This window comes from Acinetobacter sp. MF4642 (assembly GCF_002018925.1).
Taxonomy (GTDB): domain Bacteria; phylum Pseudomonadota; class Gammaproteobacteria; order Pseudomonadales; family Moraxellaceae; genus Acinetobacter; species Acinetobacter johnsonii.
This window is the reverse complement of sequence record NZ_MVON01000006.1, coordinates 1-25,672: the sequence shown is the minus strand read 5'-3', so window position 1 is coordinate 25,672 and position 25,672 is coordinate 1. Positions and strand designations below refer to the sequence as shown.

Annotated in this window: 26 protein-coding genes and 2 pseudogenes; 12 read left to right on the top strand and 16 right to left on the bottom strand. The window is 41.8% G+C overall.

Annotated elements, in window-relative coordinates; genetic code table 11:
• The first annotated feature begins 117 nt into the window (after positions 1–117).
• Entirely contained in the window at positions 118–576 is a 459-nt protein-coding gene (locus tag MF4642_RS04935) for a hemerythrin domain-containing protein (RefSeq protein WP_078425492.1), read from the top strand.
• 41 nt (positions 577–617) lie between these two features.
• On the opposite strand, the gene MF4642_RS04930 is transcribed toward MF4642_RS04935, so the two are convergent.
• From MF4642_RS04930 to serA, 3 genes are all read right to left on the bottom strand, one after another.
• Positions 618–1,490 carry an EamA family transporter gene (locus MF4642_RS04930; RefSeq protein WP_005401327.1) on the bottom strand — a complete coding sequence of 291 codons (873 nt, stop codon included), beginning with the start codon at positions 1,488–1,490 and terminating at the stop codon, positions 618–620.
• A 177-nt stretch (positions 1,491–1,667) separates the two neighbouring features.
• Entirely contained in the window at positions 1,668–2,543 is an 876-nt protein-coding gene (locus MF4642_RS04925; RefSeq protein ID WP_078425491.1) for an EamA family transporter, read from the bottom strand.
• 138 nt (positions 2,544–2,681) lie between these two features.
• On the bottom strand, positions 2,682–3,914 hold the full coding sequence (gene serA / locus MF4642_RS04920; RefSeq protein ID WP_004691438.1) for a phosphoglycerate dehydrogenase: 1,233 nt from the start codon (positions 3,912–3,914) through the stop codon (positions 2,682–2,684).
• 364 nt (positions 3,915–4,278) lie between these two features.
• On the opposite strand from serA, the gene MF4642_RS04915 reads away from it, so the two are divergent.
• The 5 genes from MF4642_RS04915 to MF4642_RS04895 all read left to right on the top strand — a co-directional run bounded on the left by MF4642_RS04915 (position 4,279) and on the right by MF4642_RS04895 (position 9,843).
• Positions 4,279–5,688 carry an FAD-binding oxidoreductase gene (locus MF4642_RS04915; RefSeq protein ID WP_078425490.1) on the top strand — a complete coding sequence of 470 codons (1,410 nt, stop codon included), beginning with the start codon at positions 4,279–4,281 and terminating at the stop codon, positions 5,686–5,688.
• Positions 5,689–5,828: 140 nt separating this feature from the next.
• On the top strand, positions 5,829–6,200 hold the full coding sequence (locus tag MF4642_RS04910) for a hypothetical protein (RefSeq protein WP_004978014.1): 372 nt from the start codon (positions 5,829–5,831) through the stop codon (positions 6,198–6,200).
• Positions 6,201–6,352: 152 nt separating this feature from the next.
• Positions 6,353–7,216, top strand: a complete 864-nt coding sequence (locus MF4642_RS04905) for a hypothetical protein (protein WP_078425489.1) — start codon at positions 6,353–6,355, stop codon at positions 7,214–7,216.
• Positions 7,217–7,473: 257 nt separating this feature from the next.
• Positions 7,474–8,364: a pirin family protein gene (locus MF4642_RS04900; RefSeq protein WP_078425488.1), complete on the top strand. Its 891-nt coding sequence runs from the start codon at positions 7,474–7,476 to the stop codon at positions 8,362–8,364.
• Positions 8,365–8,613: 249 nt separating this feature from the next.
• On the top strand, positions 8,614–9,843 hold the full coding sequence (locus MF4642_RS04895) for an MFS transporter (protein WP_078425487.1): 1,230 nt from the start codon (positions 8,614–8,616) through the stop codon (positions 9,841–9,843).
• 113 nt (positions 9,844–9,956) lie between these two features.
• Here the strand turns inward: MF4642_RS04895 and MF4642_RS04890 are convergent, their stop codons facing one another.
• The 5 genes from MF4642_RS04890 to MF4642_RS04870 form a co-directional block, all read right to left on the bottom strand.
• The gene (locus MF4642_RS04890) at positions 9,957–10,256 is read right to left on the bottom strand and encodes a DUF3817 domain-containing protein (protein WP_004977999.1); all 300 of its coding nucleotides are present in this window, start codon (positions 10,254–10,256) and stop codon (positions 9,957–9,959) included.
• Positions 10,257–10,370: 114 nt separating this feature from the next.
• Positions 10,371–12,521, bottom strand: a complete 2,151-nt coding sequence (gene yccS, locus MF4642_RS04885) for a YccS family putative transporter (protein ID WP_078425486.1) — start codon at positions 12,519–12,521, stop codon at positions 10,371–10,373.
• Between the two features lie 214 nt (positions 12,522–12,735).
• The gene (gene sodC / locus MF4642_RS04880) at positions 12,736–13,287 is read right to left on the bottom strand and encodes a superoxide dismutase family protein (protein WP_005401320.1); all 552 of its coding nucleotides are present in this window, start codon (positions 13,285–13,287) and stop codon (positions 12,736–12,738) included.
• A gap of 145 nt (positions 13,288–13,432) precedes the next feature.
• Positions 13,433–14,554, bottom strand: a complete 1,122-nt coding sequence (locus MF4642_RS04875; RefSeq protein ID WP_162841300.1) for an AI-2E family transporter — start codon at positions 14,552–14,554, stop codon at positions 13,433–13,435.
• Between the two features lie 137 nt (positions 14,555–14,691).
• Positions 14,692–15,336 (bottom strand): ParA family protein, encoded by a 645-nt coding sequence (locus tag MF4642_RS04870; RefSeq protein WP_004977991.1) that lies wholly within the window; start codon positions 15,334–15,336, stop codon positions 14,692–14,694.
• 123 nt (positions 15,337–15,459) lie between these two features.
• Here MF4642_RS04870 and MF4642_RS04865 point away from each other — a divergent pair, with 123 nt between their 5' ends.
• Positions 15,460–15,933 (top strand): Holliday junction resolvase-like protein, encoded by a 474-nt coding sequence (locus MF4642_RS04865; RefSeq protein WP_078425484.1) that lies wholly within the window; start codon positions 15,460–15,462, stop codon positions 15,931–15,933.
• Between the two features lie 62 nt (positions 15,934–15,995).
• On the opposite strand, the gene MF4642_RS04860 is transcribed toward MF4642_RS04865, so the two are convergent.
• A complete protein-coding gene (locus MF4642_RS04860) occupies positions 15,996–16,640 on the bottom strand; it encodes a class I SAM-dependent methyltransferase (protein WP_078425483.1) in 645 nt (214 codons plus the stop codon).
• 175 nt (positions 16,641–16,815) lie between these two features.
• Here MF4642_RS04860 and MF4642_RS04855 point away from each other — a divergent pair, with 175 nt between their 5' ends.
• The gene (locus MF4642_RS04855; RefSeq protein WP_078425482.1) at positions 16,816–17,376 is read left to right on the top strand and encodes a hypothetical protein; all 561 of its coding nucleotides are present in this window, start codon (positions 16,816–16,818) and stop codon (positions 17,374–17,376) included.
• 215 nt (positions 17,377–17,591) lie between these two features.
• Here the strand turns inward: MF4642_RS04855 and MF4642_RS04850 are convergent, their stop codons facing one another.
• On the bottom strand, positions 17,592–17,924 hold the full coding sequence (locus tag MF4642_RS04850) for a HopJ type III effector protein (RefSeq protein WP_078425481.1): 333 nt from the start codon (positions 17,922–17,924) through the stop codon (positions 17,592–17,594).
• A gap of 387 nt (positions 17,925–18,311) precedes the next feature.
• On the opposite strand from MF4642_RS04850, the gene crcB reads away from it, so the two are divergent.
• Entirely contained in the window at positions 18,312–18,689 is a 378-nt protein-coding gene (gene crcB / locus MF4642_RS04845) for a fluoride efflux transporter CrcB (RefSeq protein WP_078425480.1), read from the top strand.
• Positions 18,690–18,812: 123 nt separating this feature from the next.
• Here the strand turns inward: crcB and MF4642_RS04840 are convergent, their stop codons facing one another.
• Both MF4642_RS04840 and MF4642_RS04835 read right to left on the bottom strand, forming a co-directional pair.
• Positions 18,813–19,067 (bottom strand): type B 50S ribosomal protein L31, encoded by a 255-nt coding sequence (locus MF4642_RS04840; protein WP_078389975.1) that lies wholly within the window; start codon positions 19,065–19,067, stop codon positions 18,813–18,815.
• A 129-nt stretch (positions 19,068–19,196) separates the two neighbouring features.
• On the bottom strand, positions 19,197–20,495 hold the full coding sequence (locus tag MF4642_RS04835; RefSeq protein WP_078425479.1) for an ABC1 kinase family protein: 1,299 nt from the start codon (positions 20,493–20,495) through the stop codon (positions 19,197–19,199).
• A gap of 193 nt (positions 20,496–20,688) precedes the next feature.
• Between MF4642_RS04835 and MF4642_RS04830 the strand changes: the two genes are divergently transcribed.
• Positions 20,689–20,898: a DUF1737 domain-containing protein gene (locus MF4642_RS04830; protein WP_004691402.1), complete on the top strand. Its 210-nt coding sequence runs from the start codon at positions 20,689–20,691 to the stop codon at positions 20,896–20,898.
• A 55-nt stretch (positions 20,899–20,953) separates the two neighbouring features.
• Here the strand turns inward: MF4642_RS04830 and MF4642_RS04825 are convergent, their stop codons facing one another.
• Positions 20,954–22,255 carry an MATE family efflux transporter gene (locus MF4642_RS04825; RefSeq protein ID WP_078425567.1) on the bottom strand — a complete coding sequence of 434 codons (1,302 nt, stop codon included), beginning with the start codon at positions 22,253–22,255 and terminating at the stop codon, positions 20,954–20,956.
• A 101-nt stretch (positions 22,256–22,356) separates the two neighbouring features.
• Positions 22,357–22,818 (bottom strand): DMT family transporter, encoded by a 462-nt coding sequence (locus MF4642_RS04820; RefSeq protein WP_078425478.1) that lies wholly within the window; start codon positions 22,816–22,818, stop codon positions 22,357–22,359.
• Positions 22,819–22,942: 124 nt separating this feature from the next.
• Here MF4642_RS04820 and hemW point away from each other — a divergent pair, with 124 nt between their 5' ends.
• Complete coding sequence (gene hemW / locus MF4642_RS04815; protein ID WP_078425477.1) at positions 22,943–24,097, top strand: radical SAM family heme chaperone HemW; 1,155 nt, start codon at positions 22,943–22,945, stop codon at positions 24,095–24,097.
• A 78-nt stretch (positions 24,098–24,175) separates the two neighbouring features.
• On the opposite strand, the gene MF4642_RS04810 is transcribed toward hemW, so the two are convergent.
• The gene (locus MF4642_RS04810; RefSeq protein WP_078389972.1) at positions 24,176–25,033 is read right to left on the bottom strand and encodes a hypothetical protein; all 858 of its coding nucleotides are present in this window, start codon (positions 25,031–25,033) and stop codon (positions 24,176–24,178) included.
• A 424-nt stretch (positions 25,034–25,457) separates the two neighbouring features.
• Here MF4642_RS04810 and MF4642_RS04805 point away from each other — a divergent pair.
• Positions 25,458–25,544, top strand: a pseudogene (locus tag MF4642_RS04805) (protein deglycase HchA); the annotation flags it as partial.
• A 17-nt stretch (positions 25,545–25,561) separates the two neighbouring features.
• On the opposite strand, the pseudogene MF4642_RS04800 reads toward MF4642_RS04805, so the two are convergent.
• A pseudogene (locus MF4642_RS04800) lies at positions 25,562–25,672 on the bottom strand (IS5/IS1182 family transposase); the annotation flags it as partial.

Below are 25,672 nucleotides of genomic sequence, written 5' to 3'. Positions count from 1 at the left end.
TCTGTGACCTCATTTCTTGTTTATTGCATTTATGATCAATACAGCGCACTCAATGCTGTGCCAAGAAGCTTTTCAATAAAAAATGATGTTTTAAGTTGAACGGAACTGGAGCATAGAATGAATATATTTGAAGCCTTAAGAGAAAGTCACGTTATACAACGAAATTTGGCCGAACGACTACTCCAAACTTCAGGGGATACACCTGAGCGCCGTGAGCTATTTGAACGCCTTAAAAATGAATTGTTTGCCCATGCTGTGGCAGAAGACCGTTATTTTTATATCCCTTTAATGATGACTGATTCGGGCCTCAACATTACCCGCCATGCTTTGGCAGAGCACCATAAAATGGATGAGTTATTGGAACAATTGACCGAGACGGAATTCTCAAATCCGGGCTGGTTGGCAATTGCAAAAAAATTATCGGAAACCGTACATCATCACTTACAAGAAGAAGAGCATGGTTTCTTTCAGCAAGCAGGAAAAATTTTACTCGATGCTGAAAAGACTGTACTCGCTAAGCAGTATCAGCAGGAATACAAAAAGTACAAAAAAATTGAAAAAGACAGTTTGGTTTAAGTCTATTTTAAACAAAAGATGGCGAGTGCCATCTTTTGTGATTAAATCGCGTCATCACTTTGCTGTTTGGCTCTAAAGGTAACCCCAACAGAGGCAATCATAATGCAAACCAGCGCCAACGTTTGCCACATGCTAATTTGTTCTTTCAGTAGTAACCAACCTGCCAAGGCTGCTAAAGCCGGTGACAAACTTGAAAGCGTCCCATAGCTGAGTTTACTTAAACGTTTCAAAGCCATGAGGTCTAGAGCATAGGGAATGGTTGTGGCGAGTAGTGCAATCAATAAGGCTTTCGGCCAGTATTCCGTTTGCATCAGCGCTGTTGGGTTATGCGTGGCACTGATGGGCAGAAGCACCAAGGCTGAGATCACAATAGCAATACTAAGAGCATGCATGCCGATATTTTGACGGACGACTTTTTGCCCAAAATAAATATACAGCGCCCAGCAAGCACCCGCTGAAACCGCAAATGCAGCACCTAAGAAAGAGAAGTTGGTTGCATTCGCTTGATGCCACGGCACCATCAGTGCAATGCCTAAAATCGCTAATCCGACCCAGATATAATCACGACGTTGTTTAATCGAGAGTAGCGCTAAAGTTAAAGGACCTAAAAACTCTAAACCGACGGCAATACCTTGCGGCAGTTTACCCAGCGAAGCGTAGAATAAAATATTCATGAGGCATAAGGCTGCCGTGTAGCTGAGTAAATCTTTCCACTTTAAATGCGGTAGGCGTTTCATGATGCTCCATGAGCGGAACATCAGCACAATTAAAATTGCCGCAAAGCACAGTCTAAGGGTCACCACGGTTAGCGGGTCAAGGATGGCAATCAACTGCTTGGCAAAAGAAGCACTGATTTGATAGGACAGCATGGACAAGACCATGAACATCACTGCCATCAGTTGAGAATTAGGCATCATGCACACATCAGGTCATGGTGACCTGTTATTTTAAGAAGGTGGATTAGTATAACGATTCAGCACCCAAGTTGGATGCTGAATAAGTTGATTTTTTAAATGCAACGACATGAATTTAAAAGTAATCGATACAGCCTTTGGATTTAAAAGCTAAATTCAAACACTGAATCACATGGTTTAAACTGCGGCTTGGCGGTTTTTCTGGGCTGTATAAGTACAACCAATAGACGCCATGATAATCACGCTAAGCGCAAGCCACTGTGACCACAATAGTTGCTCGCCTAGAAAGACAAAACCGGATAGTGCTGCGATAGCAGGTTCAAGACTCATGAGCGTCCCAAAACTTAAAGCGGTTAAATTGCGTAGCGCAATCATTTCCAAGCTAAAAGGCAGAGCGCTGGCCAAAACTGCTAAAGCTACGAAATAGATCAGGTTTGAGGGTTCAAACACATTTGTGGGTAAACCACTGAACAGGGCGAGTGGCATTAATATCAGCATGCCGACAAACATACCTAAGCACACGGTATGATTGCCCGAAACACCCGATGGGCGCTGTCCCGCCACGATATACAAGGCCCAACATGCACCTGCACCTAGTGCAAATGCAATCCCAAGAGGATCTAAAGGTTGAGCTGCTTGGTCGAAAGGAAACAGTAAAACCAAGCCTAAAATAGCCAGCCCGACCCAAACAAAGTCAAAGCGTTGTTTGGCATAAAACAGAGCAACACTGAGTGGGCCAATAAACTCAAACGACACTGCAATGCCGAGTGGCAGGCGAGCAATGGATAAATAAAACAATAGGTTCATGCCTGCCAAAGCAAAACCATAGCTGAGAATGGCTTTATATTTGACTTGCTTAAAGTCAACCTGCCAAATTTTAAACAGCACGGCCAAAATGATTGATCCCAACAGCAAGCGCATGGCGGAAACGGTTAAAATGGGAAATTGATCGAACAGCACTTTGGCCAGTGAACCACTACTTTGCAAGCTGAGCATTGCAATCAGCAATAAAAAGGTCGCTTGAAGGTGTGGAGTACTTTTTAGATTTGGCATTATTAGAATACTAGATAGAGAAATGAATACTTGCGAAAAGTAGCGGGGAATGTGCTTGGGTCGCACATAAAATTTTAACAAGTATTCAAAAATAAAAAAACCACAGCTTGGCAGCTGTGGTTTTTAAATAGAGTCGAATTAGAACAATACGCGAACGCGGATTGTGCCTTCAACGTCTTGTAGAGTATCTAAAGCTTCTTGAGATGCGGTTGCGTCTACATCCATCACCAAGTAACCAACATCACCTTTGGTCATTAAAGACTGACCAGAAATGTTGATGCCGTGTTCAGCAAACAAGTTGTTGATTTTTGACAACACGCCTGGCACGTTTTTGTGGATGTGAAGTAAACGGTGTTTGCCTTCGGTCAACGGTAATGCGATTTCTGGGAAGTTCACCGCAGATAAAGTCATACCTTTATCTGAATAAGAAACGAATTTCTCAGCCACTTCTAAACCAATGTTCGCTTGCGCTTCCATGGTCGAACCACCTACGTGCGGGGTTAAGATCACGTTTGGAATATTACGTAGTGGAGAAATGAACTCTTCACCATTGGCTTTTGGTTCTTTCGGGAAAACGTCAACCGCAGCACCAGCAACATGACCTGATTTCAAGGCATCTGCTAAGTCTTCAATCACGACACATGTACCACGTGCAGCATTGATGAAGATTGCACCTTCTTTCATTTGTGCAAATTTTTCTTTGGTCATGAAGTTACGTGTAGATGGAACATCAGGTACATGCAAAGAAACAACATCAGCATTGGCTAAAAGTTCGTTTAAGCTACCGACTTGACGTGCATTACCTAAAGGTAATTTCGTTACTGTGTCGAAGTAGATCACTTTCATACCTAAGCTTTCAGCAAGGACAGAAAGTTGTGAACCGATTGAACCGTAACCGACAATCCCTAAAGTTTTGCCACGAGTTTCGAACGAACCAACAGCTGACTTGTTCCAACCGCCTGCATGTGTATCTGTCGATTTTTCAGGTACACGGCGAAGAAGAAGGATAGCTTCAGCAAGTACAAGTTCAGCCACTGAACGTGTATTTGAGTATGGTGCGTTAAATACTGGAATACCACGAACCATCGCAGCATTTAAGTTCACTTGGTTGGTACCAATACAGAAACAACCAACAGCGATTAATTTATTCGCTGCTTCAAACACTTCTTCAGTGAGTTGTGTACGGGAACGAATACCAATGAAATGTGCATCTTTAATCGCTTCTTTCAACGCTTCACCTTCAAGCGCTGTTTTACGATAATCGATGTTGGTGTATCCGGCAGCATTTAGTGTGTCGATTGCGTTTTGGTGAACGCCTTCTAACAACAAGAAACGAATTTTATCTTTAGGAAGTGAAAGATGTTGGCTCATTACGGCTCCGCTACAAAGGCCAAATTTAGTGGCGATATAATAGCACGTACCGCGCCCGATATACATTTCCTTTATGCGGACTCTGCTGGGTATTTTTAGCCTCTATAGTGCGTAAAAAAGTCTTTTTGGTCTAATTAAACTAATCATTTCAAAGGTATCCTGAATAAAACAGCTTTTTCTGCGGGAAACAGAAAAAATGCCTTATAATATGACTCCGTGAAAATAAGCCAGTTGCACACTGCTGCTTAAATCCTCACGAACTGCCTGAGCCTTAGGGCATGGAAAGACTGAAATGAAGCGCTTTTCATGCAGAGAACCCTAGCGCCACAAACAACTTGTTTACTTCTTGCAAGGTCTGAAAACGATGAATGCTCCAGTCGCTTTAACCCCAGAGTTATTGACCCAATTGACAGCAATTGTAGGTGAAAACCGCATTAAAACCGATGCGGATAGCCTTGAAAATTGGGGACGCGATCATACCAAACATTTTGATCCAAACCCGTCAGTCATCGTTTTTCCATCGAGCACGGAACAAGTGCAAGCGGTTGTGAAACTTGCAAATGAGTTTAATGTTGCGATTACACCATCAGGTGGTCGCACTGGCTTATCTGCCGGTGCAGTCGCTGCCAACGGTGAAATTGTGGTGAGCATGGACAAGATGAACCAAATCTTGGAATTCTTCCCAGCAGACCGTATGGTTCGCGTCCAAGCAGGCGTGGTGACTGAGCAGTTGCAAAACTATGCTGAAGAGCAAGGCATGTATTACCCAGTCGATTTTGCTTCTGCGGGCTCGAGTCAAATTGGTGGAAACATTGGCACCAATGCAGGCGGTATTAAAGTCATTAAATACGGCATGACGCGTAACTGGGTACTCGGTTTAACCGTAGTCACGGGTAAGGGTGATGTGCTTCGTCTAAACAAAGGCATGATCAAAAACGCGACTGGTTATGCGCTGCAACATTTATTCATTGGTGGTGAAGGGACACTAGGCTTAGTGACTGAAGCTGAAATCAAGCTGGAACGCCAACCGCAAGACCTTCAAGTAATGGTATTGGGCGTGCCTGACTTTGATGCTGTGATGCCTGTACTGCATGCTTTCCAAGCAAAAATTGACCTGACTGCATTTGAGTTCTTTGGTGAACTGGCAATGCAAAAAGTGTTGGCACATGGTCATGTACAACGTCCATTTGAAACCGAATGTCCATTCTATGTATTGTTAGAATTTGAAGCGCCATTTGAGCCAATTATGGACAAGGCGATGGAAATTTTTGAGCACTGCATGGAACAAGGCTGGGTACTGGATGGCGTGTTGAGCCAAAGCCTCGATCAAGTGGAAAGCTTATGGCGTTTACGTGAAGACATTTCTGAGTCGATTGCGCCATTTACACCATACAAAAACGATATTTCCGTGTTGATTACACACGTACCTGCATTTATTAAAGAAATTGATACCATTGTGGCAAGCAACTACCCAGACTTTGAAATCTGCTGGTTCGGCCATATTGGTGACGGTAATTTACACTTAAATATTTTAAAACCAGCTGACCTAAGCAAAGACGAATTCTTTGCTAAATGTCAGGTGGTGAATAAATATGTCTTCGAAACCGTGAAAAAATACGATGGTTCAATTTCTGCGGAGCACGGTGTGGGCATGACCAAAAAGCCATACCTTGACTACACCCGTTCGGCGGAAGAAATTGAATATATGAAGGCATTGAAGCAAGTTTTCGATCCAAACGGAATTATGAACCCGGGTAAATTATTCGACCTTTAAGTTCGAATTGAATTTTAAAAGCGCATCCATCGTGATGCGCTTTTTTATGGCTGAAGGAACTGAATTACATTTACTAAATAGTGTAATAGGCCTAAAAAAGGCATGATGGACTGATAAATAATGAATTTTGGGTGGGATTTATGTTGCGTCTTATTTTAGCTTCAGCCGTATGTGTGGGATTATTGTCTGGTTGTGCGACGACCAAAGAGTTAGTAAATAAAGTCGGTTCGTCAGATACGCCGTTGGCTCAGGTACTCAAAGAGCGTCCAGATTTGCGTAATGAGTTGGCTACGGTTGAAATCCGCCAGTACTTTAATACAGTGGAGTCCCCGACTGCGGCAGAAGTCAAAGTGACTGAAACAGGTTTGTTAGATGATTCAGTAAAGTCGGTGCGTACCGTATATAACTTTAAGTTGGTCGATGGTGACTGGGAAAAAACTGCGACGAAAACCTCTTACCAATGTGCGCGCGGTAAAAATACCAAGAACTTCCAAACAGCAAAATGCTCATAATAAATCTTTGATTTATGGTTGAAGCAGATTTTACTTGAGTTTAGTTTAAATCATCTGGTAAATATTAATTTACAAATGAAAATATTAGTCTGAATTGATTGATTTTTTAAATTTTATGTCGTAAAAAAGCTTCCAATTAAAGAGGCTCTTTTATGTCATTAAAAAAAATATTACAAAAACCATGGTTGAGTTCTGCTTCAGTTATTTTAACTGGTCTTTATTATGGAACATTAGACATTTGGGGGGATGACTGGAAATGGATTTCGGAACATAAAGATGTTCATGGATATATCTATAGTACTTTAATGGTTCTAACAATATTTTTTGTTGTGTTTAAATGTGTTGTTGATTTAAAAGAAGAAAAGGTAAAGAAGGATAAAGAAGAGTTACTAAAAAAGTTTCTTATATTTATAAAAAATGTTGTTCATGCTAAAAGGACACGTTTTTTTGATCGTGTTGCTAGAATAGAACCTAATAAAAGATTTAACTTTTTTGATGAAATTACGCATCCGAAAGATCAAATTCGTTTTATCATGACACAAGTTGTAGACTTTTTGGAGTTTTATGGCGTTAATAGGAGTCATGTAGAAATGACGGTATTAGATACTACAAGTGACTCTAATTTATGGGAATATGCTTTAGTACTAGATAGGCAAAAACAATACACAGATCCAAATACTATCATGGCAAATAATTCTTTAGCTAGAAAGGTGATAGATAGTGGTGAGAGTACATTTATTAGTGCTTTAAACGAGGGGGTAAAACAGAATTTATTCTATAAATCAAATAGATCGAATGGTGCTCAAAATATAGGTTCAATATACTGCAAACCTGTTACCTTAAAAATTCAAGATAAAACTTACAAATATGTTTTTACTCTAGTATCATACGGGACTTATTTGTGCTCACCAAATGATCAGCAAGAAGCTAACGAATTTGCAACACTTCTTGATGAAATTGGGGATAGAGTTGAATTAGAGCTGTGTCTTCTAGCGATGAAACAGCATAAAAAATAAATAGTGGGGATATAAAATGGGAAATACTGTTAAAGTTAGAGTTATAGTCTCTAACTCATCTACTACTAAAGATTCATCAAATATTGCTAAAGGGCATAAGCACTTAAGTTTTTTGGCTGGTTACTTTAAGTCAAATAGTTCTACAAAAAAAGAATATAGTTCTGCATCATCATGCTCAGCCAAATAGACTTGTTAAGAACTTCGATTAATAAAATTACACCCACTTTAAGTGGGTGTAATTTTATTAGAAATAAATAATGAAAACCCTTGCTTTTATTCACTCAGAAAGTGCACGTACCGCTGTAGGCGACTTTGCCCCAGTCGTCTCTGTGTTTTCACACTATGAACTGGGAAATTCGGTTTCACCTTTTCTATTGCTCGATCATATAGGCCCGAGTTATTTACAACCAACTCGCTTAAAAAAGGGCGTGAGTGAACATCCGCATCGTGGCTTTGAAACCGTAACCATTGTTTATCAAGGTGAACTCACCCATCAGGACTCTACAGGCAGTGGCGGTGTGATTGGGGCAGGGGATGTACAGTGGATGACAGCAGGGGCTGGAGTACTACACGAAGAAGTATTTAGTGAGGCATTTTCCAAAACAGGTGGGGCATTTGAAATGATCCAACTGTGGGTCAACCTACCAGCCAAAGACAAAATGAATCCTGCACGTTACCAACACTTGAGTCATGAAGCTATTTCAGAAGTTGAGTTGGCGAAAGCTCAAGGAACGGTCAGGGTGATTGCAGGGACTTATCAAAACCAGACAGGGCCTGCTCAAACTCATAGCCCTATGACCGTGCTGGATATTCAGCTTACAGCGGGTACGAAAACAGTTTTACCTGCATTGGAAGACGAAACGACACTGCTGTATATCCGTAGTGGTCGTCTTCAGCTCAATAGCGGAGAAATGATAGAAGCACAGCAGATGGCAGTCATGTCTAATCATGGTGAGCATCTCGAAATACAAGCGGTACAAGACAGTGCTTTTTTATTACTCAGTGGGCAACCTTTAAATGAACCGATTTATGGACGCGGTTATTTTGTCATGAACACCTTCACCGAAGTTTTACAGGCGTATGAGGACTTAAAACAAGGGCATTTTATTGCGCCTAATACAAAACCAAATGCGACAGATGAAACTTAAAAAAGTAACAATACAAACAGATGCAACACTGCTAAAATAGCTTAACTGAGATTTGTCGGTGTCACAGCTCGGTCTATTTTAATAACACCTTTTCTAAAAACGCTTTGTGAATACAGCGTAAAACCAGTGTGCATTTCTCGCACCCATTACATTTTTTATTCAATTTTACAGTGCTTGTCATTGGGCTTAGTCGTCTCTCCCTCCAACGGACTTCGCTCAGGCTTGTACGCATTTTATATGTAGATAACAATGCAAAACGTACAAACTTTAAAGTTAAGCCGTGCCACATTGATGTTTCCTTTGGCATTGGTTTTATTCGAATTTTCGGTCTATATCGGTAACGATTTAGTCCAGCCTGCCATGCTCGCGATTACCCAAGACTTTGGGGTAAGTAGTGCGTGGGCACCATCGTCTATGTCCTTTTATTTACTGGGCGGGGCTTGTGTCGCGTGGCTGCTTGGACCACTCTCAGACCGTTTAGGCCGTAAAAAAGTGTTGCTCGCAGGTGTGGCATTTTTCGTGCTGACCTGCCTCGCGATTTTACTCACTCAAAATATTGAGTCTTTTTTGGCGCTCCGCTTTTTACAAGGCGTGGGGCTATCGATGATTTCTGCGGTGGGTTATGCCGCAGTACAGGAAAGTTTTGAAGAGCGTGATGCCATTAAAGTCATGGCACTCATGGCCAATATTTCTTTGCTGGCACCGCTGCTAGGCCCAGTAGTGGGCGCGTTTATGATTGACCATGTGTCATGGCATTGGGGCTTTATTGGCATCGCCTTTTTGGCTTTTTTAAGTTGGTTTGGTTTAAAAGCCAAAATGCCTGCGACACAGCAGCACCATCCCAAAAAGCCGCTGCGCTATATTTGGGATGATTATAAAACGGTCTATAAAAATAAGACCTTTTTGGCGCTCACCTTTGGCTTACCCATGGTCGCCATGCCGTTGATGTTGTGGATCGCACTTTCACCTGTGATCTTGGTGGAGGAACTTGGCTTGAGCAGTATGCAATACGGCTTAGCGCAGTTCCCCGTCTTGGGCGGTCTCATTCTGGGCAACATTGTGCTGATTAAAGTCATCGACAAAATGGCACTGGGTAAAACTGTGTTACTCGGTTTGCCTTTGATGCTCGTTGGTACGCTGTTGGTGGTGCTCGGCACCATTTTCCAAAGCTATTTCTTGCCGTTACTGATTGTGGGGATGACTTTGGTGAGCTTTGGTGAAGGTATCAGTTTTTCGGTGTTATATCGCTTTGCTTTGATGTCATCGGAAGTGTCCAAAGGGACGGTTGCTGCAGCCGTTTCGGTACTGATGATGTTTACGTTCTTCTTCGTGATTGAACTAGTTCGCGTGGCTTATGTGGCATTTGGTCTTTGGGCCTACAGTTTGGTCTGCCTCATTTTGATTGCACTTTGGTTTAGCTTTCCACGTGCGACCGTGAAAAAAGTGATGCAAAAACGTCTCGAGAGTGGTGTTTACTAAGATTTTATTCGCTGAATTCAGCGAAGTTCACATCATAAAAAAAGCGCGCATTCATTTGAATGGGCGCTTTTTATTACTGCTTTAAAAATCCTTTTTAAAGCCAGTTTTTTAACTCAGGCTTCAGCTTGCTCAGGCTCTAATTTTTTAATTTTGGCATCAAACACAAAAGGCCCAAAAGGTAAGATTGAAGCGATCAAACCTAGAATAAACATCTTCAAAGACCATTTTTGCTTTTCACAGACCACAAACAGCACGATGAGAAACAAGATAAATAATACGCCATGCCCCATACCCACGTATTTGACTAGGATGGGGTTATCAAAGATGTATTTCATTGGCATCGCAACGAATAACAACAGTAAAAAAGAAATCCCTTCTAAAAATCCTACAACACGTAATGTCTGAATGTTCATGGTCAAAAAATCTATGAGAATGAGGCTCGAGTGTACGCAAGAACCAGATAAAAATGAACCACAATACACCCGTACATCATGAAGCTTTTAAAGATCGTCGATGTGTAGTCTGTTTTATTTAATGTCTCGGGCGAGCAGTTCAGTTTTTAACTTCAGCAATTCGGGCAGAGTTTCCAGTAGTAGACTGATTTGTTTGAGTACCAAGTGTAAATTCTGATTCATTGTTTCTTGCGCATTTAAGCGTTTAATCTCGGCCAGTTTCTGCTGGATGTCGAGTTCAGGTAATGCCTGCTGATGGAGCAGTACATGATTCAGCGTATTTTGACACCAGAGCATGAGTTCCAGTACTTGCGTATCCTGCACCAATTCTCGGTGACTTCCCAAAGCAGAAATATAACTGAGTTGACTGTGGCTATATACCAAGTAGCGAAAAGCATGATGCACCAGTTCTGGGTTTGGATTGGGCTCGGTACTGAGACTGGAGATCATGTTCGCCAGTTCAGTTTGGGCATTATGTGCATTACGGCGCGCACTGCGGTAAGCCAGGCTGTTATTTTTGCCATGTTGATATTGCTCACAGATGGCATTGAAATAGTTGAGGGTTGCATCGGATGCTTTTTTAATGGTGTTGGAAATATTGCGGAAGTCCCAATCGGGCCAAATAAAACTTACTGCGAACCAAGCAATGGCACAGCCAATGAGGGTGTCTATAATTCGCGGTAAAATAATGGCATAACCTTCACCTTTTAAATTAAAAATCAGCAGCACCATGAGTGTTGCCATCAGAGTCGCCATGGCATATTTCTTGGAACTGAGATAGAAGAAGCACACGCCAAAAATAATGGTTAGTAGCAGTTGTCCTTCAATACTTGGGACGAAATACAGCAGCGGAATCCCTAAAACAACACCCAAAATAGTGCCCAAGGTTCGCATTTTTAAGCGGCTTTTGGTGGCGAAATAACGCATTTGGCAAACAAATAAACTGGTGAGCAAAATCCAATAGCCATGTTGCGCAAAGGGCAAAAGCGAGATGCCATAACCGACAGCAAAGACAAAGGCGATACGCACCGCATGGCGAAACAGTGCGGATTGGGGAGTGAGATGTTGGTTGAGTTTGAGCCACAGATCATGCCAATCATGAATATCATCATCATATAAGTTGAGGTTATCAATATGCTGTTGATAACGCTGTTCTTGGCGCGATTGTAGTTCGTTGAGGTGCTGAAAACGTTCATGCACACTGTCCAAATTATTTAAAATCAGTTGTAGATTTTTGACTTCAATATTGTGTGGATGATCTCGAATCCAGTCCTGCATGGAACTGTGTAAATTCAGCAACGCCTGAGTGGTCGTTGGATCGGATACATAGGTTTGATTGGCTAAGATACATCGTGCCAAAGCCTGACAGGCAAGGGCTTGCAGCCGAATATTTTTTTGAATACGAAAAATGAGGTCAGTACGGCTAAAGTTTTGATGTAACTGCTCATAGTGTAAATAATTAGAGCTGGCTTGTTCATGAATGTCTTGAACGAGAAAATAGAGGTTGAGCCAATAAATCGTATTTTGGTTGGCACGAGACGCTTTTAGTCGCGTCAGTAGTGAACTTTTGGTGTGATTAAAACTTTGCACCACAGTACTGTTTTGTAAGGATAAATCGTAGAGCAGCGCTTCTACATTGTCTCGATTGTCTGGGTCGAATAGACGTGCTTTTGCGTTGAGCAAATCGGCAACTTGATTAAAACAGCGGGCTAAGTTGTCCTGAACGGCCAAGGTGGGTTTAAGGATATAAAACACAATGGCGGTACAGCCATACCACAATGCCCCTAAGACAAAACAACTGGGTTGAAAGTACCACACCGAATATTCACCTAGGCCAAACATACTGTATAGGGAAAGTAGAATGGTGCCAAAGCTCATTGCTGCATAGCGTTGCCCCAGTGCCCCCAGTAAAATAAAACAAGCACTAGACAGTGATAAATATAAGATGAAAAAGAATTTATAAGGATGTAAAAAATCTAAAATGCTACTAACACTAAAGAACAAGATACAGACATAGGCAAGGTTTCTGAGACGAATGCTGAGTCGGTCGTCGAAGTCAGTCAAGGCCGTTGCAATTGCGCCTAATGTGGTCGGAACGATGAGCTGTTGCAGTCCTAAAAAATACAAACCTAAGGTTGTGCCACTCAGCACAATCAAAATTTGCAAGCAATACATAAAAACTGCATTGGACTGAAAGGACTGAAACCACTGACGAAGATTGTTCACGATGTAATAGTCTAGGCTTAGTTTTATTTTGGTTTTAGCCTGAACTTTTTTCAGGGCACTGTCAATTTAATGCGGTGCTCCATTGCATCAAATATTCACCTATGACAATAAAAATGCAGCAGAGCATGGCTCCGCTGCATTGTGTATAAGTTGAAACTTATCCACAGATACGAGGTCAGAACACTGTTTTATTCACAGTGCAAAGGCGATAGCCTTATTTAATCACGCCACAGGCGATACGGTCACCGCCACCGCCAAGTGGTTTAGGGGTGTCTGAATAGTTATCACCCCCTGCATGTACCATCACCGCTAAGCCCTCAACGTCAGCTAAACTTAAGCGAGGAGCGAGTAAATTGACTTTTGCATTACCTGCCGAGTCGACATTCAAGATCGGTAAATCACCCATATGGCCATTGAGTGGTGTGCCGTGGTTTGGTGCTTTTTCTGGGTTAAAGTGTCCCCCAGCCGCTAAAGCAGCCACAGGTTTTCCTTCTTTTTCAGCCACATCACACGAACCTTTTTCATGGATATGAAAACCGTGTGGGCCGGGTGGAAGTTGAGTCAAATTGGTTTGAATCGCTAAACCAACAGGGCTATCAATAAAACGAATGGTGCCAATTTTTTGTCCTACACCTGCAGTTGAAACAGCGTGTACATCGACGTCTTTGACCATCGTATTGGTTTCAGTGGGTGTAGTGGTACATGCCACAGTCCCTAAACCGATTAAAGTCACAAGTGCGCTTAATTTGAAAGCAGAAGACAACATGTTGGGTCCTTTTTTCCTTAAAATTCAGAACCATTCAAACAAAGGCTGGACTTCGGTTCAATGTTGTCCGTACAGCGTTTTTGTATCTGACATAAAAAAGCGCATACTTTCGAGGAAAGCATGCGCTCAAGTCATCTCGCTGAACTTATTTTTTGGGCGTATCTAAAGGCTCTTCAAGAGGATCATAGGCCAATGTCGCTTTTGGCATCATTAGGGGGTCATTGACTTGTTCATGTAGCCATTCGCGCCAAATGGCTAACAGTACCGCTAGAATCACGGGGCCAACAAATAAGCCGACCATACCAAAGCTGGCTAAACCACCCAATACACCAAACATGATGAGTAAGAATGGAATTTGAGTCGCACCTGAGATCACCAATGGGCGGATCACATTGTCTGCCGTGCTGACCACGCAAACCCCCCATACCATCACTCCAATCGCTTCAATAGTCTGCCCTTGAGAGAATAACCATAAAGACACGGCACTATATGCCACAGGAGGGCCAAAAGGAATGAGTGCAAAGATAAAGGTTACAATGGTCAGTACCATTGGGTTTGGGACACCAGCAACAAAATAGCTTAGGCCTGCCAAGAGTGCTTGCGCAATTGCAGTCAGACCAACCCCATAGACCACAGCACGTGTTGTTTCAGAAATGGTGTCTAAATAGTGGTGGATACGTGGGCCAATCACCATCTCCAGCGCTTTACTGACCTGATTTAAAATGGTCTGGCCGTCACGATAGAAGAAGAATAACGACATCACCGCAAAACAGAGTTTAAAAATATTTTTACTGATTTCACTCAGCACCAAACGACCATAATTTAAATGGCTTTGAAACCAGCCTGAGACATTTTGTACAATACTGTTCGGATCGGTGTTGATTTCTTTTAAAGTACGGGTGACTTCTTTACCAATAATGGGCAAGTCCCGAATAAATTGAGGGACATCTAAATGACCTGAGAACACTTGTCTTTGCAGTTCATAAAACAGATTACGGCCTTCATGTTGCAGCATAAAAATGGCAAAGGTCAGCGGGATACCGACAACTAACACCACCATACTGATCATGATGGTGGCGCTTAAGGTTGGACGCGGTCCACAGAGTTTCTGTACTGAGTGATATAAAGGCCAAGTGATGTAGGCAATAATCGCAGCCCAAAGCACAGGTACAATAAAGTATTTCAGGACTTGAAAGCTCAAATAGAACAGAATAAAAATCAGTCCAAATAACAATACTTTTTGTAAGGCTGGTGCGTATCGTTGCACGGTATTCACTGCTATATCTCTAAGGTCAAAGTCATATTAACTGAAAAAAATGCGCACGAGAACGTACCCTTGGTAAGTTCTCGTGAATAACCGATTATAAATAGGGAATAGTCCCATTTTATCTATAGCAAAATATTTTAGAACCAAGCACTTGGGTCATCGACAATGGCGTTGAGCAACGGTTGCCATTGGCTTTGAATGGAGAGGTAATTCTTTTGTGTTTTATCAAATACGCTTAAACCTTGCATTGCCAATTGGCCATATGCAGTACGTTCTGAAATCCACGCTACAGGTTGCTGTTCAATTTTCGCAAAAAAATCTTGGATGTCTTTGGCACTGGCACTGTTGGCTTTGACCCGATTGGCCAAAAGCAAAATTTGCACTTTGCCTTTACGAATACGTTTAATGTCTTGTAAATGCTTTAAAAAACGACGGGTACTGTCAATATCAAAAAATGAGGGTTGTAGTGGGGTCACAATCGCGTGTGCTTCACTGACCAGTTGTTCGGCATGCTCACCAGACAGTGCACCCGGCGCATCGATAATTAAATATTCAATGTTTTTAGGTACTTCACCAATCGATTTCTCATGGCGCCAATCTAAACTTTGAATATGCGCTACTTGTTCTGGACGCTGTTTTAACCACTGACGAGCAGATTTTTGATTATCGGCATCGGCCAAAGCCACTTTATAACCTTTTTGTGCGAGTGCCGAAGCTAAATTGATTGCGGTTATCGTTTTGCCACAGCCACCTTTTTGGTTGGCGATTAATATCGTTTTCATGACCTTAAATGATTTTATTCTGCTCACCCCTAGCATATCATTCTTTTGTGTGTCGGATATGACACCAAACCAAAGTTGTAAGTTTAAATCTTGCTACCTGTAGCACAAAATTAGGAAAGAACCATGTCCATATGGATGGCAATGTTGATCGGTGCAGCAATTGGTGTGGTCTTGACCACCTTTATTTTAAGTCACAGCCGAAATGGACGCATCAAAGCAGAATATGAGCGCTATATTGCCGAATTAGAACTAGAGCATCAGCAGGCTTTAACCCATGCACAAAAGCGCAGTGTCAATACCAGTCGTGCAGTGCTCAAAGGCAAAATGGCGGAGCAACTGGCACCGATTATGCCGCAGTTTGAATACTTACCTAGTGATGCTAAGTTTTTGGGTGATCCTGTCGACTATGTGGTCTTTGATGGTTATACCGACCTGCGTGATGGTGAGGGGAGAGCAGAAGATATTGAAATTGTTTTGATAGATATTAAAAGCGGTGGGGCGAGGCTGACCAAAGGACAAGTTGCTATTGCACAAGCGATTCAAGCTGGGCGAGTTCGTTTTGAAACGGTCCGCATCGACTTCGATACGATCGAGTAAGCTTGGCGATGTGCACCCATGAAAGTATCTTGCTTGATATAGAGCAGGTGCTTTCTACATGACTATGATAGCCCGTCACTTGAGTATGGCTTTTGAGCGCGTGCAAAAAACATCAGTTGTCCGAGTTTCGGAATACCTTCGGCATAAAAGTAGTGCTGTTCTATCATATTAAATCCTGCTGCTTTTAAGGCCTGTTCAATATTTCGATTGAGATGGCAGCCATCGGCTAAACGCTTTTGTACAGGCGTGAGTAAGTGTTGTAGGCGCTGAATATAAAGGTTATTTGTATTTAATACGTGCTCCACCACATGTAAGGTGCCACCCGGTTTGAGCACCCGTAATATTTCCGCCAAAGCCTGTTCTAGCTCAGCAATACTACACAGTGTCCATGTACTGACTACATGCTCAAGGCTATGGTCAGCAAAAGGCAGCTTTTCCGCACGGGCTTGTACATGATGCACTTCAAATGCTGCTGCTTGTATCCGCTCTAAAGCCAAATGATAAATTTCAGGGCTGGGTTCAAGGGCAAAGACGGTATCGACATTTTGATAAAAGGGCAGATTTAGCCCTGTACCAAAACCAATTTCCAATACCTCTCCCTGAATTGGCAAAAGCAGTTCGCGGCGTTTGTCCATTAAGCTTGGTACTTGCATGACCTGATTCAGGACATGTGGAAAGATGTGTTGTTGATAGTATTTATAAAGCATGATTGTTTTTTGGGGCTCTGTTCTTCAGCTCTAGCCTAACTGAAAAGTGCTGTGGCTAAAAGTAGACTGCATAATTCATTCATAATGTTACTAAGTTCATAAGCTTCTTTTCAGGAAACTGGACTAAGATGAAATTGTTTCGTATTTTCCTAGGTCGATGGGAATGAGGTTTGCAATGAAATCTAAATTTATCCTGCTCAGTTTACTCAGCAGTTTGCTGTTACCCATCAGTGCAAGTGCCACTGTAGATTACAACATTGCCAAAGGTTTAGCACCGACCTCTAAAGATCAATCGATTTCGGTATTGAAACCGTTTAAAGGTGATTTTCGAATTTTAGGTTCTAAAATGTATTCGGATGATGCACAAGCGAAATTCTCCCCGATTGACTACGCCGTGAGTTGGGGGTTATTTGCTGAACCTGAAATTGCACGCCATATTACCGTGAATCAATACGACCGTTATCTCAACTGGAAAATCGATCGTTTGCCTGTGCCTGCCGAGAAAGCCATGCAAATGGTGTCGAATATGCACATTATTCCAGCCAACCCAGAAATTGCTAAACAAATTAAACACGTGAAACGCGGTGATTTGGTTCGTTTAAAAGGTGAGTTGGTTGAAATTAAAGACAAAGATATGGTCTGGACCTCATCCTTAACCCCGACCGATACTGGGGATGGTGCGTGTGAAGTATTTCGGGTCAGCTCAATCCAATGGATCCAACGGGTAAAGGGGTAAATTGGAAGTAGCGCTTAGTTACTTCATCGTGCTGCTTTAATATTTGCTAGGCGATTAACACCCATATAAATTCTTGCTCCACGTGAAACCTATTGGTCAAATCTGTGGATGCTTATAGGTGTATCAATGTTAATAGTATTTATAAGTATCTAATAATAAAATTAATATTGTATTTTTAAACCACGTTCAAGTTACTTGAACGTGGTTTTTTATCTTTATTTTGCAGTTAATGCCGTACCGTCAAACTCAATACCGTCCCATCCATTCAACATAAACTGACGAATATTTTGATGATCTGTTGCATCAGGTGTGGCTAAAACAGAGGCATAGTGTTCTGCAAATAGGCTTAAAGTTTGCGCTTGATCGAGGCCTTGAAGCTGTGCAAACGAAAACACTTTTGCGCTGCCTTGGTTTTCAGTTGACGCATTGTGCTGTAAACCATTTTTAAATGCAGTTGGTGTATGTGTATAGGCTGCTTCAATAAAAGCCAATACATCTGAAAATTTTGCTTCGCCCGCTGCAAGCTGAGCCAATAATACCTGTGCCATGCGTCTATTTCCGACTAAATTTATATCCACATCATACCCAAAAAGTGTGCTCTTGTGAGTTTTTGCCTGAGAGAAAACCTTCTGTTTTGCATGAAGAACGAGTGCTAGTGATTTTGGGAATCTATATTGTATTGGTCATAGAGCACATTAGGGGAAGTAAAGATATTCGGCGATGCTAGGTTTAATATCCCATGTAAAGCATGTGTGAGTTTGAATGCTAGTGTTCACTTTTGAGAGTGAGACAATAAGATATGTAGGGATCAACAACCGATGTTGAAAAACCTTGAAGTGCGAGGATTGATTCAGGTTTAATAGCATTATAGTTGATGAACTGTGGATAACTTCGGACTTATCCATACCGCATTTTGTAAAGAATAGGATAGGTCAATGAATTGGATCTTGGTGGCAATGGGGGGCGGAATAGGTGCCTGTTTACGCTACGGTGCAGGATTATGGTTGTTTAAACCGAGTATGAGTTTTCCATGGCCGACATGGTGGATCAACATCATCGGTTGTTTTGCTGCGGGTATTTTCTTTGCATTCAGCCAGAAGTTTCCAGTACTGCAACAAGAAGCACGTTTATTTTTGATGGTGGGCATACTGGGCGGTTTTACGACATTTTCTAGTTTTGGCCTCGAAACTTTTCAGTTATTTAGACAGGGGCAAACAGTCCTGGCTTTGAGTTACGTCCTGTCGAGCTTAGTGGTGGGTGTCATCGTGCTTGGGATCGGATTTTATCTGTTGGATAGTGTGCTTAAACATTAAGAAAAAAAAGATGGTCAAAATAGGAACCAGAAAAGAATACATAAAAAAGAAGCCTAAGCTGGAGGAGGTCTTAGGCTTCTTGATATCTTTACTATAACGCGTATAGCTTAAAGAAAAATGAAATTATTGTGAGCGTTTGAAACGCGCGAAACGTTTATTGAAGCTTGCAACACGACCTTCATTACTGGTTTGACGTTGTTCACCGGTATAAAACGGATGTGAAGCACTTGAGATATCTAAACTGACGTAAGGATATGTCTTGCCTTCATGCTCACGAGTTTGATGACTTTGTAAGGTACTGCCAATCACGAAAAACGCGTCGGCATTGGTGTCGTGGAACAGAACTTCACGATACTCTGGATGAATATTGGCACGCATAGACTTCTCCTTAAATATACTATATTGAAATGTTATAATATAACAATAAAGAAGTCAAAATAAACCCAGTGACTTTATGTAACTGGGTTTATTGAGTTGTAGCGATTTTATCGTGCCCGCAGTTCTTATTTAGGCAGGAGGTGGCACCAACTCTTCAAATAGATCATTGAGGTTGTCGTGTACTTTGAGATGAATCAGGTTCCAATAATGTCCTGAGATTGTACGATTGACCATTAGTGTATCGGGGGAGGGTTTAAACACATCCCAATATTTTAGCGATGGTTTGACCAGTTCAATGCCATCATGATGCGCTGAGTTTTCGGCAAAGTCATACAAAGTGGTCAGTGGACGCATGAGCACTTCTAACCATGCTTCATACAGTTCGGCAGGAAATTTGCCTTGCTCAGACATGGAGTGCAAAGCGGTCAGTTGCTGTTCCATGGCCAAGATATTACTGTCGCGCGCTGCTTGAATCAGCTGCTTAAAATGCATCACGATTTCAGTCGATAGGGTTTTTACACCGCCGTAGTCATATACGATCACGCTACCATCTTCACGAAAGGCAAAGTTGCCCGGGTGGGGGTCGCAGTGGAAGCGCTTTAAGAAGAAAATCTCACGCCCAATGGCACGAAATAAACGACGGCCCAGTTCATTGCGCGTGTCTTGTGACCATGTACTGGCAGTTTCAATGCTTTCGCCGTGCTCCAAGCTTAAGGTTAAAATATGGCGGCTTGAATAGTCTTTGTAGACTTGAGGAATAATAATTTTAGGGTCTAAAGCTTGATGAAAGGTACGTGCGACCTCTAAGTTTTGGGCTTCTATTTGATAGTTCAGCTCGTTGTCTAAACTGTCTTGAATTTCTTTAAAGAGTTGATCTTGCAGCTTACGGTCAATTTTAAGTACACCCATTAGGCGTAGCGCTAAACGGACTTGTTTTAAGTCGCTTTCACAGGCTTCTTCCACACCCGGATATTGAACTTTAACCACAACCTGTTCACCACTCGGTAAAGTGGCTTTATGCACTTGACCAATGGAGGCTGCGGCAAAGGGTTGTTCATCAAAGGCGGTAAATATTTGATTGAGCGGTTTGCCGAGTTCTTTTTCAACTTGAGCTTTGATCTCTTGAAAAGGCATCGCAGGCGCTTGGCGTTGTAATTTACTAATTGCACGTGCCACTTCAGGCGGAAAAATGTCTTTGTATTGAGATGCAATTTGCCCGACTTTCATCACGGCACCTTTCATTTCACCTAAGGTGTCTGCAATTTGAAGTCCAATGTCCTGAAAAAGCTGACTGCGCGCCGCATTTTTTTTATCTTCATCGGCATTGAAGTTTTTAATTGAATTGGTCACAGTTTTGGTTGCGATACTTGCCGTCATGCTGGCAAGTTTCATAAAGCGACGACCGGGCGTACGAGTCGTATTTGCCATGCGATATTCCTCGGGGCATCTTCATTACATCTCAGATTTGATCATAGGCGACAAATGCAAAACTGCCTACTTTAAATTGTTAAGCTGATGTTTCTATTTAAATAATAGTGGTCAATTGAGTGAATTGCACACAAGATGTCGCTGCATTTAAAAATCGCGTTACACTGTGCGAAAAAATTTGAGTAAGAAATAAATGAAAGTTTATCGTTATTTTACAGGCAAGGACGATGTGCATTTTTGTGCGCGTGTCACCAAAGCACTGAATGAAGGTTATAGCCTGTATGGTTCACCCACCATGACCTTTAATGGTAGTGAGGTGATCGTGGGGCAGGTGGTGGTTAAAGACGTTGAGGATGAAAGTGAAGTGCCACAAGGTCTGAAAGACGCTTTGGCACAGCAGTAAAATAGCTGGAATAGGAGAAGAAACGGCCTCCTTCCTATTCAGTGCCATGCATGACTTATGGATAGTCCTGACTGAGGCGTTTATTGTTGTTATAAAGTCTGAGCAAGAGCAGGGCACACGCCACGCTTAAACCGACAATCAGTCCAATCCAAACACCTGCTGCACCTATGTTGGTGTAGCGTGCCAAATAGATACTGACTGGGAAAGCCACGATCCAATAGGCGACCATGGTGATCCACATTGGGCCTTTGGTATCTTGCATGCCGCGTAAACAGCCTGCGGCACTAATTTGCCAAGCGTCCATCAGCTGGTAGGCGAGTGCGAACAGCAGTAAATACATCGCAACTTCTGATACTTCATGATCCGAGGTATAAATCGCCACAATTTCAGGACGAAACAGTGCAATCAGCAGCATGGTCATCAGTGCCAAAACTGTACCTGTCGCCAGTCCGAGTTTTTGCACCTTTCGCATAGCCTCCCAGTTTTTTTCGCCATAGTAGGTCCCAACACGAATGGTTAAGGCGATGGCAAGGGACATCGGAATCATAAACAACTGAGAGGTGACCGACATCGCAATTTGATGCGCCGCCACAATGGTTTCACCCAATGGACTGAGAATAATTGCAGCGGTACTAAAAATACTGACTTCGAAGAAAATAGCTAAGCCAATGGGTAGACCAAGTTTTAAAATACGTTCGATCCAATAGCGATCCATCTTCTCCCAAGTGCTAAACACTTGAGTTTTTTGATACGCCGAGGCTTTAAAAATGTAAGTGGCTAAGGTGAAAAACATGATCCACTGTAAAATCGCAGTGGCAAATCCGCAGCCTGCTGAACCGAGTGCTGGAATCGGGCCGAAACCACACATAAAGACAAAGTTCAGGGGAACCAAAAGAACCAAGGCCGCTAAGCTAATGACGGTCACAGGACGTGGATGGCCGAGTGCCTCAGAGTATCCACGCAGTGCTGCATACATAGTCACCGCAGGCATGCCAAAGCCAATGGCATGTAAAAATAGGCTGGCTTTAGGTAGTAAGTTTGCAGGAACACCCATGAGGGGCAATAACAGCGGCATGGCTTGTAAAATTAAACCCGCAATGCTCCCCAAAATAAAGGCCACCCACAGGGATTGACGAGCAATAGTGGCGATTTTTTCAGGGGTGCGTGCGCCATTGGCTTCCGCCACCAACGGCGTTGTCGCAATCATGATGCCACTGAATAGCAACATCACTGGTATCCATAAACCGACACCGACGGCAATTGAGGCTAAATCGGTAGGGGATAAATGCCCCGCCATGATGGTATCAATTAACCCGAGACCCGCTTGAGAAAACTGCGTGATCAGGATGGGCAGCATTAACACCAATAACTTTTTTAATTCGAAACGATGGGACGTGATTTTATTTGTAGTCGACACAAAAATTACTCATATTCATCATGTGCTTGGTCTAAATAAATTCAGCGTTGTAAAGTGAGAAGCACACCAATAAAAATTACGACGCCACCAAGTAAACGCTGCCAATTGACAGGGGTTTTTTCGGTACCAAGTAGACCATAGTGGTCAAAAATCATCGAGGTCAGGATTTGTCCAAAAATAACCAAACCTGAAAACGTGAGAAAGCCTAATTTAGGCGCAGTATAGATGCTTATACTGATGGCATAAACCCCTAAGCAACCACCGAGCCATAAGTACCATGGAATATTGGAAAAATCATGTAACTGCGGTTTGTCCACAGGTTGGAGTACAACCAAAAGTGCTAAAACGCAGGTTCCAATGAAGAAGGATAACAATGCGGCTTGTAGTGGAGAGTAAAAATATTCTCTGAGCTGTGTATTCAGCGCCGTTTGAAAAGTCATAGCGATGCCAATACCAAAGGTCAGTGGTAGCATAAACAGCAAGTGGCTCGATATTTTCATCATTTTAAACCATTCATTCTTCTTGTCTTTTTATCAGTCTAATCCAAATAGACACAGATTTCATAAGTGTCTTGATGCAGTCATGTTAAAATATGCAAGATTACCGCTGTGCTTTAGAGTCTCTTCCTTGACTGATTTACATCCTGCAAATATTCCGTTGTCTTTATATATTCACATGCCGTGGTGTGTGCGCAAGTGTCCCTATTGCGACTTTAACTCGCATGCGGTGCCAGATGGCAAACTGTCTTTAGATCTAGAGCAAGAATATTTACATGCTTTGGTGGAAGACTTTAAAACTCAACTTGAGTTTACTCAAGGGCGTCACATTCATAGTGTGTTTATTGGCGGCGGAACGCCGTCTTTGATTTCAGCACAAGGGTATCAATGGTTATTTGCACAGCTAAAAGCATTACTGCCTTTTGAGGCGGATTGTGAAATTACCTTAGAAGCCAATCCAGGAACAGTTGAACATGACCCTTTTGCCGATTATTTGGCGGCAGGTATCAATCGGTTATCGATAGGGGTGCAAAGTTTTAACACGGAACATTTAACCAAGTTGGGACGAATTCACAGTAACGCCGATGCGATTTCAGCAATTGGCCTTGCGCGTGATGCAGGCTTTCAGCGAATTAATGTCGACCTCATGCATGGTTTACCTGAACAGACTTTAGAACAAGCTTTACTGGATTTAAAGCTGGCCGTGGACAATGGTGCAACCCATATTTCATGGTATCAACTCACGATTGAACCGAATACTGTGTTCTTTAGAACCAAGCCTGTCTTACCTGTGGACGATGTGCTTGAAGAGATTCAAGCCCAAGGTGAAGCTTATTTAAAAGCACAGGGTTTTATTAATTATGAAGTTTCGGCATGGCGTAAAGAGCAACCTTCCGCACATAATTTGAATTATTGGCAGTTTGGCGACTATTTAGCGATAGGGGCAGGTGCACATGCCAAAGTGACCCAGCCAGATGGGGTTTATCGGTTCCAAAAAACTCGTTTACCCAAAGACTATTTGGCGAAAGTCCCTGCGGAGCATGTACAGTTTAAGCGAATTGAAGCCGACGAACTTCCATTTGAATTTATGATGAATGCTTTGCGTTTAAATGATGGGGTTGCAGCTGAATATTATGCGCAGCGTACAGGTTTGAATCTGGATAGTTTGGCTGAAACGTTAGACTCACTACGCAGTCGAAAATTAATGGTGGATGATGCCATACGCTTAGCATGTACCGAGCAAGGGCATGTATTTTTAAACTCAGTGTTGGAAGAATTTATCTAAGTTTTATAAAGCCATGCTTGTGTGAGTTGCCATCATGGCTTGAGTGAAGATCTCAAGCCAATTTTTTAACTTGGATGATTACTTAAATGGCATTCGATCAAGCCAAGAATTCCAATTAGTATAACCATCATCAAAGCCGATATATTTCAACATCACCAGTGGGACTAGCATACTGAAATTAGCATAATATTCTGACATTTCGAGTTTTATATATGTTCCATTTATATTTGGCTCACATTCCAATTTTCCATTATGAAATAAAGCATTGCGTAAATGGGTATATGTGGAAACGGATTGTGTTAAATTTTTGACATTGTCTTGAGATATATCAAAGTTATATGGCTTAAGAAATTTTGCAATAGGAGTGGAGACATTCTTTGAATCATAATCATCAAGATGATATCGACTTAATGATTCTAATGCAGAAAAAAGCAGATAATAATTTACATCAATGAAGCTCTCACTGCCTCTAAACGGCTCTATAGATTTAAAAAAAGCACTACGAAAAACTCCTTGGTTTTGGTCAGACTCTTTCAATTTATTGAGAGCTTTTTGTATACAATCTTTTCTAGATTCAGGGCTAACTGTATCTCTTAAAATCAAAGACCCAATACCATTTAATCGTCCAATAAAAGTAATTTTTAAGGGATAGTCTTGATCTAATGTTTGATCGGTTTCATGCGGGCGTAAGGGATGGGTAATAATCACATTCTTTTGATCAATAAAAGATAAGATACCCTGTAAATCAAAAATTAAAGTGTGTTGATTTAAAATTTGATTTTCATCTATTTCAAGAAATCCCGTTAAATGATAATGATCTCGATCTGCGGCTAATTTTTTAACTTCTCTATGGTTTTGTGAGCGTGGGATCAGTTTGAAACCCTTTAATTCAGCAGTTTTTGTAATTTCATATCCGTAGATACCATAAGTGATCATTGATTAATCCTGAGTATTTTTAGATTTTTATGGAAGTCTTAAAATTTATAATAAGATGAATTCTATTTAATTTGTACGAATTAGCTTACATCAATTCCCGCTTTTTGCGCCTATACGCCTGCATGTAAGTTTTTTAATATAGAACCATAGAGAGCAGGATGCTCCAATAGAATAACAATAAAGATCAGCTCAAGGACGAAGGTATGACTCCTGTCGTACCTCAGCACTTAATACGAAAAACCCCGACAGGATGTCGGGGTTTTTTATTGTCCAAATGTTTATCTTGTCATATAGGCAAGCTTATATTTACATCTTAAAACAGAGCCACGTTGAAACTTTGTTATGCTGAATAAATGAGCTGTGGTACAGAACTCTAGGTTTCGTAAAACTGAAAATAACCAAGCAATAATAAAGGAGAATCAGCATGGCACAGACCAGTCAAGACCGTAATCCAAGCCCTGATTTAGCTGAAGATAATGCGTTTTTTCCATCACCTTATTCACTTTCCCAATAGATGTCTTTCATAAATCATTTTTTACTCAGCTCCAAGTTGTAGATTCCAGCGATTAAATTGAATCTCAAACCAAGCCTTTTACCTCTATTTCGATAACGCTCAGCAAGAATTTTGAAGGTTTTCAG

Excerpts from the sequence above, each read along its gene's own strand:
- MF4642_RS04935 (WP_078425492.1), top strand. The coding sequence starts at position 118 with ATGAATATATTTGAAGCCTTAAGAGAAAGTCACGTTATACAACGAAAT.
- MF4642_RS04930 (WP_005401327.1), bottom strand. The coding sequence starts at position 1,490 with ATGCCTAATTCTCAACTGATGGCAGTGATGTTCATGGTCTTGTCCATG.
- MF4642_RS04925 (WP_078425491.1), bottom strand. The coding sequence starts at position 2,543 with ATGCCAAATCTAAAAAGTACTCCACACCTTCAAGCGACCTTTTTATTG.
- serA (WP_004691438.1), bottom strand. The coding sequence starts at position 3,914 with ATGAGCCAACATCTTTCACTTCCTAAAGATAAAATTCGTTTCTTGTTG.
- MF4642_RS04915 (WP_078425490.1), top strand. The coding sequence starts at position 4,279 with ATGAATGCTCCAGTCGCTTTAACCCCAGAGTTATTGACCCAATTGACA.
- MF4642_RS04910 (WP_004978014.1), top strand. The coding sequence starts at position 5,829 with ATGTTGCGTCTTATTTTAGCTTCAGCCGTATGTGTGGGATTATTGTCT.
- MF4642_RS04905 (WP_078425489.1), top strand. The coding sequence starts at position 6,353 with ATGTCATTAAAAAAAATATTACAAAAACCATGGTTGAGTTCTGCTTCA.
- MF4642_RS04900 (WP_078425488.1), top strand. The coding sequence starts at position 7,474 with ATGAAAACCCTTGCTTTTATTCACTCAGAAAGTGCACGTACCGCTGTA.
- MF4642_RS04895 (WP_078425487.1), top strand. The coding sequence starts at position 8,614 with ATGCAAAACGTACAAACTTTAAAGTTAAGCCGTGCCACATTGATGTTT.
- MF4642_RS04890 (WP_004977999.1), bottom strand. The coding sequence starts at position 10,256 with ATGAACATTCAGACATTACGTGTTGTAGGATTTTTAGAAGGGATTTCT.
- sodC (WP_005401320.1), bottom strand. The coding sequence starts at position 13,287 with ATGTTGTCTTCTGCTTTCAAATTAAGCGCACTTGTGACTTTAATCGGT.
- MF4642_RS04870 (WP_004977991.1), bottom strand. The coding sequence starts at position 15,336 with ATGAAAACGATATTAATCGCCAACCAAAAAGGTGGCTGTGGCAAAACG.
- MF4642_RS04865 (WP_078425484.1), top strand. The coding sequence starts at position 15,460 with ATGTCCATATGGATGGCAATGTTGATCGGTGCAGCAATTGGTGTGGTC.
- MF4642_RS04860 (WP_078425483.1), bottom strand. The coding sequence starts at position 16,640 with ATGCTTTATAAATACTATCAACAACACATCTTTCCACATGTCCTGAAT.
- MF4642_RS04855 (WP_078425482.1), top strand. The coding sequence starts at position 16,816 with ATGAAATCTAAATTTATCCTGCTCAGTTTACTCAGCAGTTTGCTGTTA.
- MF4642_RS04850 (WP_078425481.1), bottom strand. The coding sequence starts at position 17,924 with ATGGCACAGGTATTATTGGCTCAGCTTGCAGCGGGCGAAGCAAAATTT.
- crcB (WP_078425480.1), top strand. The coding sequence starts at position 18,312 with ATGAATTGGATCTTGGTGGCAATGGGGGGCGGAATAGGTGCCTGTTTA.
- MF4642_RS04840 (WP_078389975.1), bottom strand. The coding sequence starts at position 19,067 with ATGCGTGCCAATATTCATCCAGAGTATCGTGAAGTTCTGTTCCACGAC.
- MF4642_RS04835 (WP_078425479.1), bottom strand. The coding sequence starts at position 20,495 with ATGGCAAATACGACTCGTACGCCCGGTCGTCGCTTTATGAAACTTGCC.
- MF4642_RS04830 (WP_004691402.1), top strand. The coding sequence starts at position 20,689 with ATGAAAGTTTATCGTTATTTTACAGGCAAGGACGATGTGCATTTTTGT.
- MF4642_RS04825 (WP_078425567.1), bottom strand. The coding sequence starts at position 22,255 with ATGCTGCCCATCCTGATCACGCAGTTTTCTCAAGCGGGTCTCGGGTTA.
- MF4642_RS04820 (WP_078425478.1), bottom strand. The coding sequence starts at position 22,818 with ATGATGAAAATATCGAGCCACTTGCTGTTTATGCTACCACTGACCTTT.
- MF4642_RS04810 (WP_078389972.1), bottom strand. The coding sequence starts at position 25,033 with ATGATCACTTATGGTATCTACGGATATGAAATTACAAAAACTGCTGAA.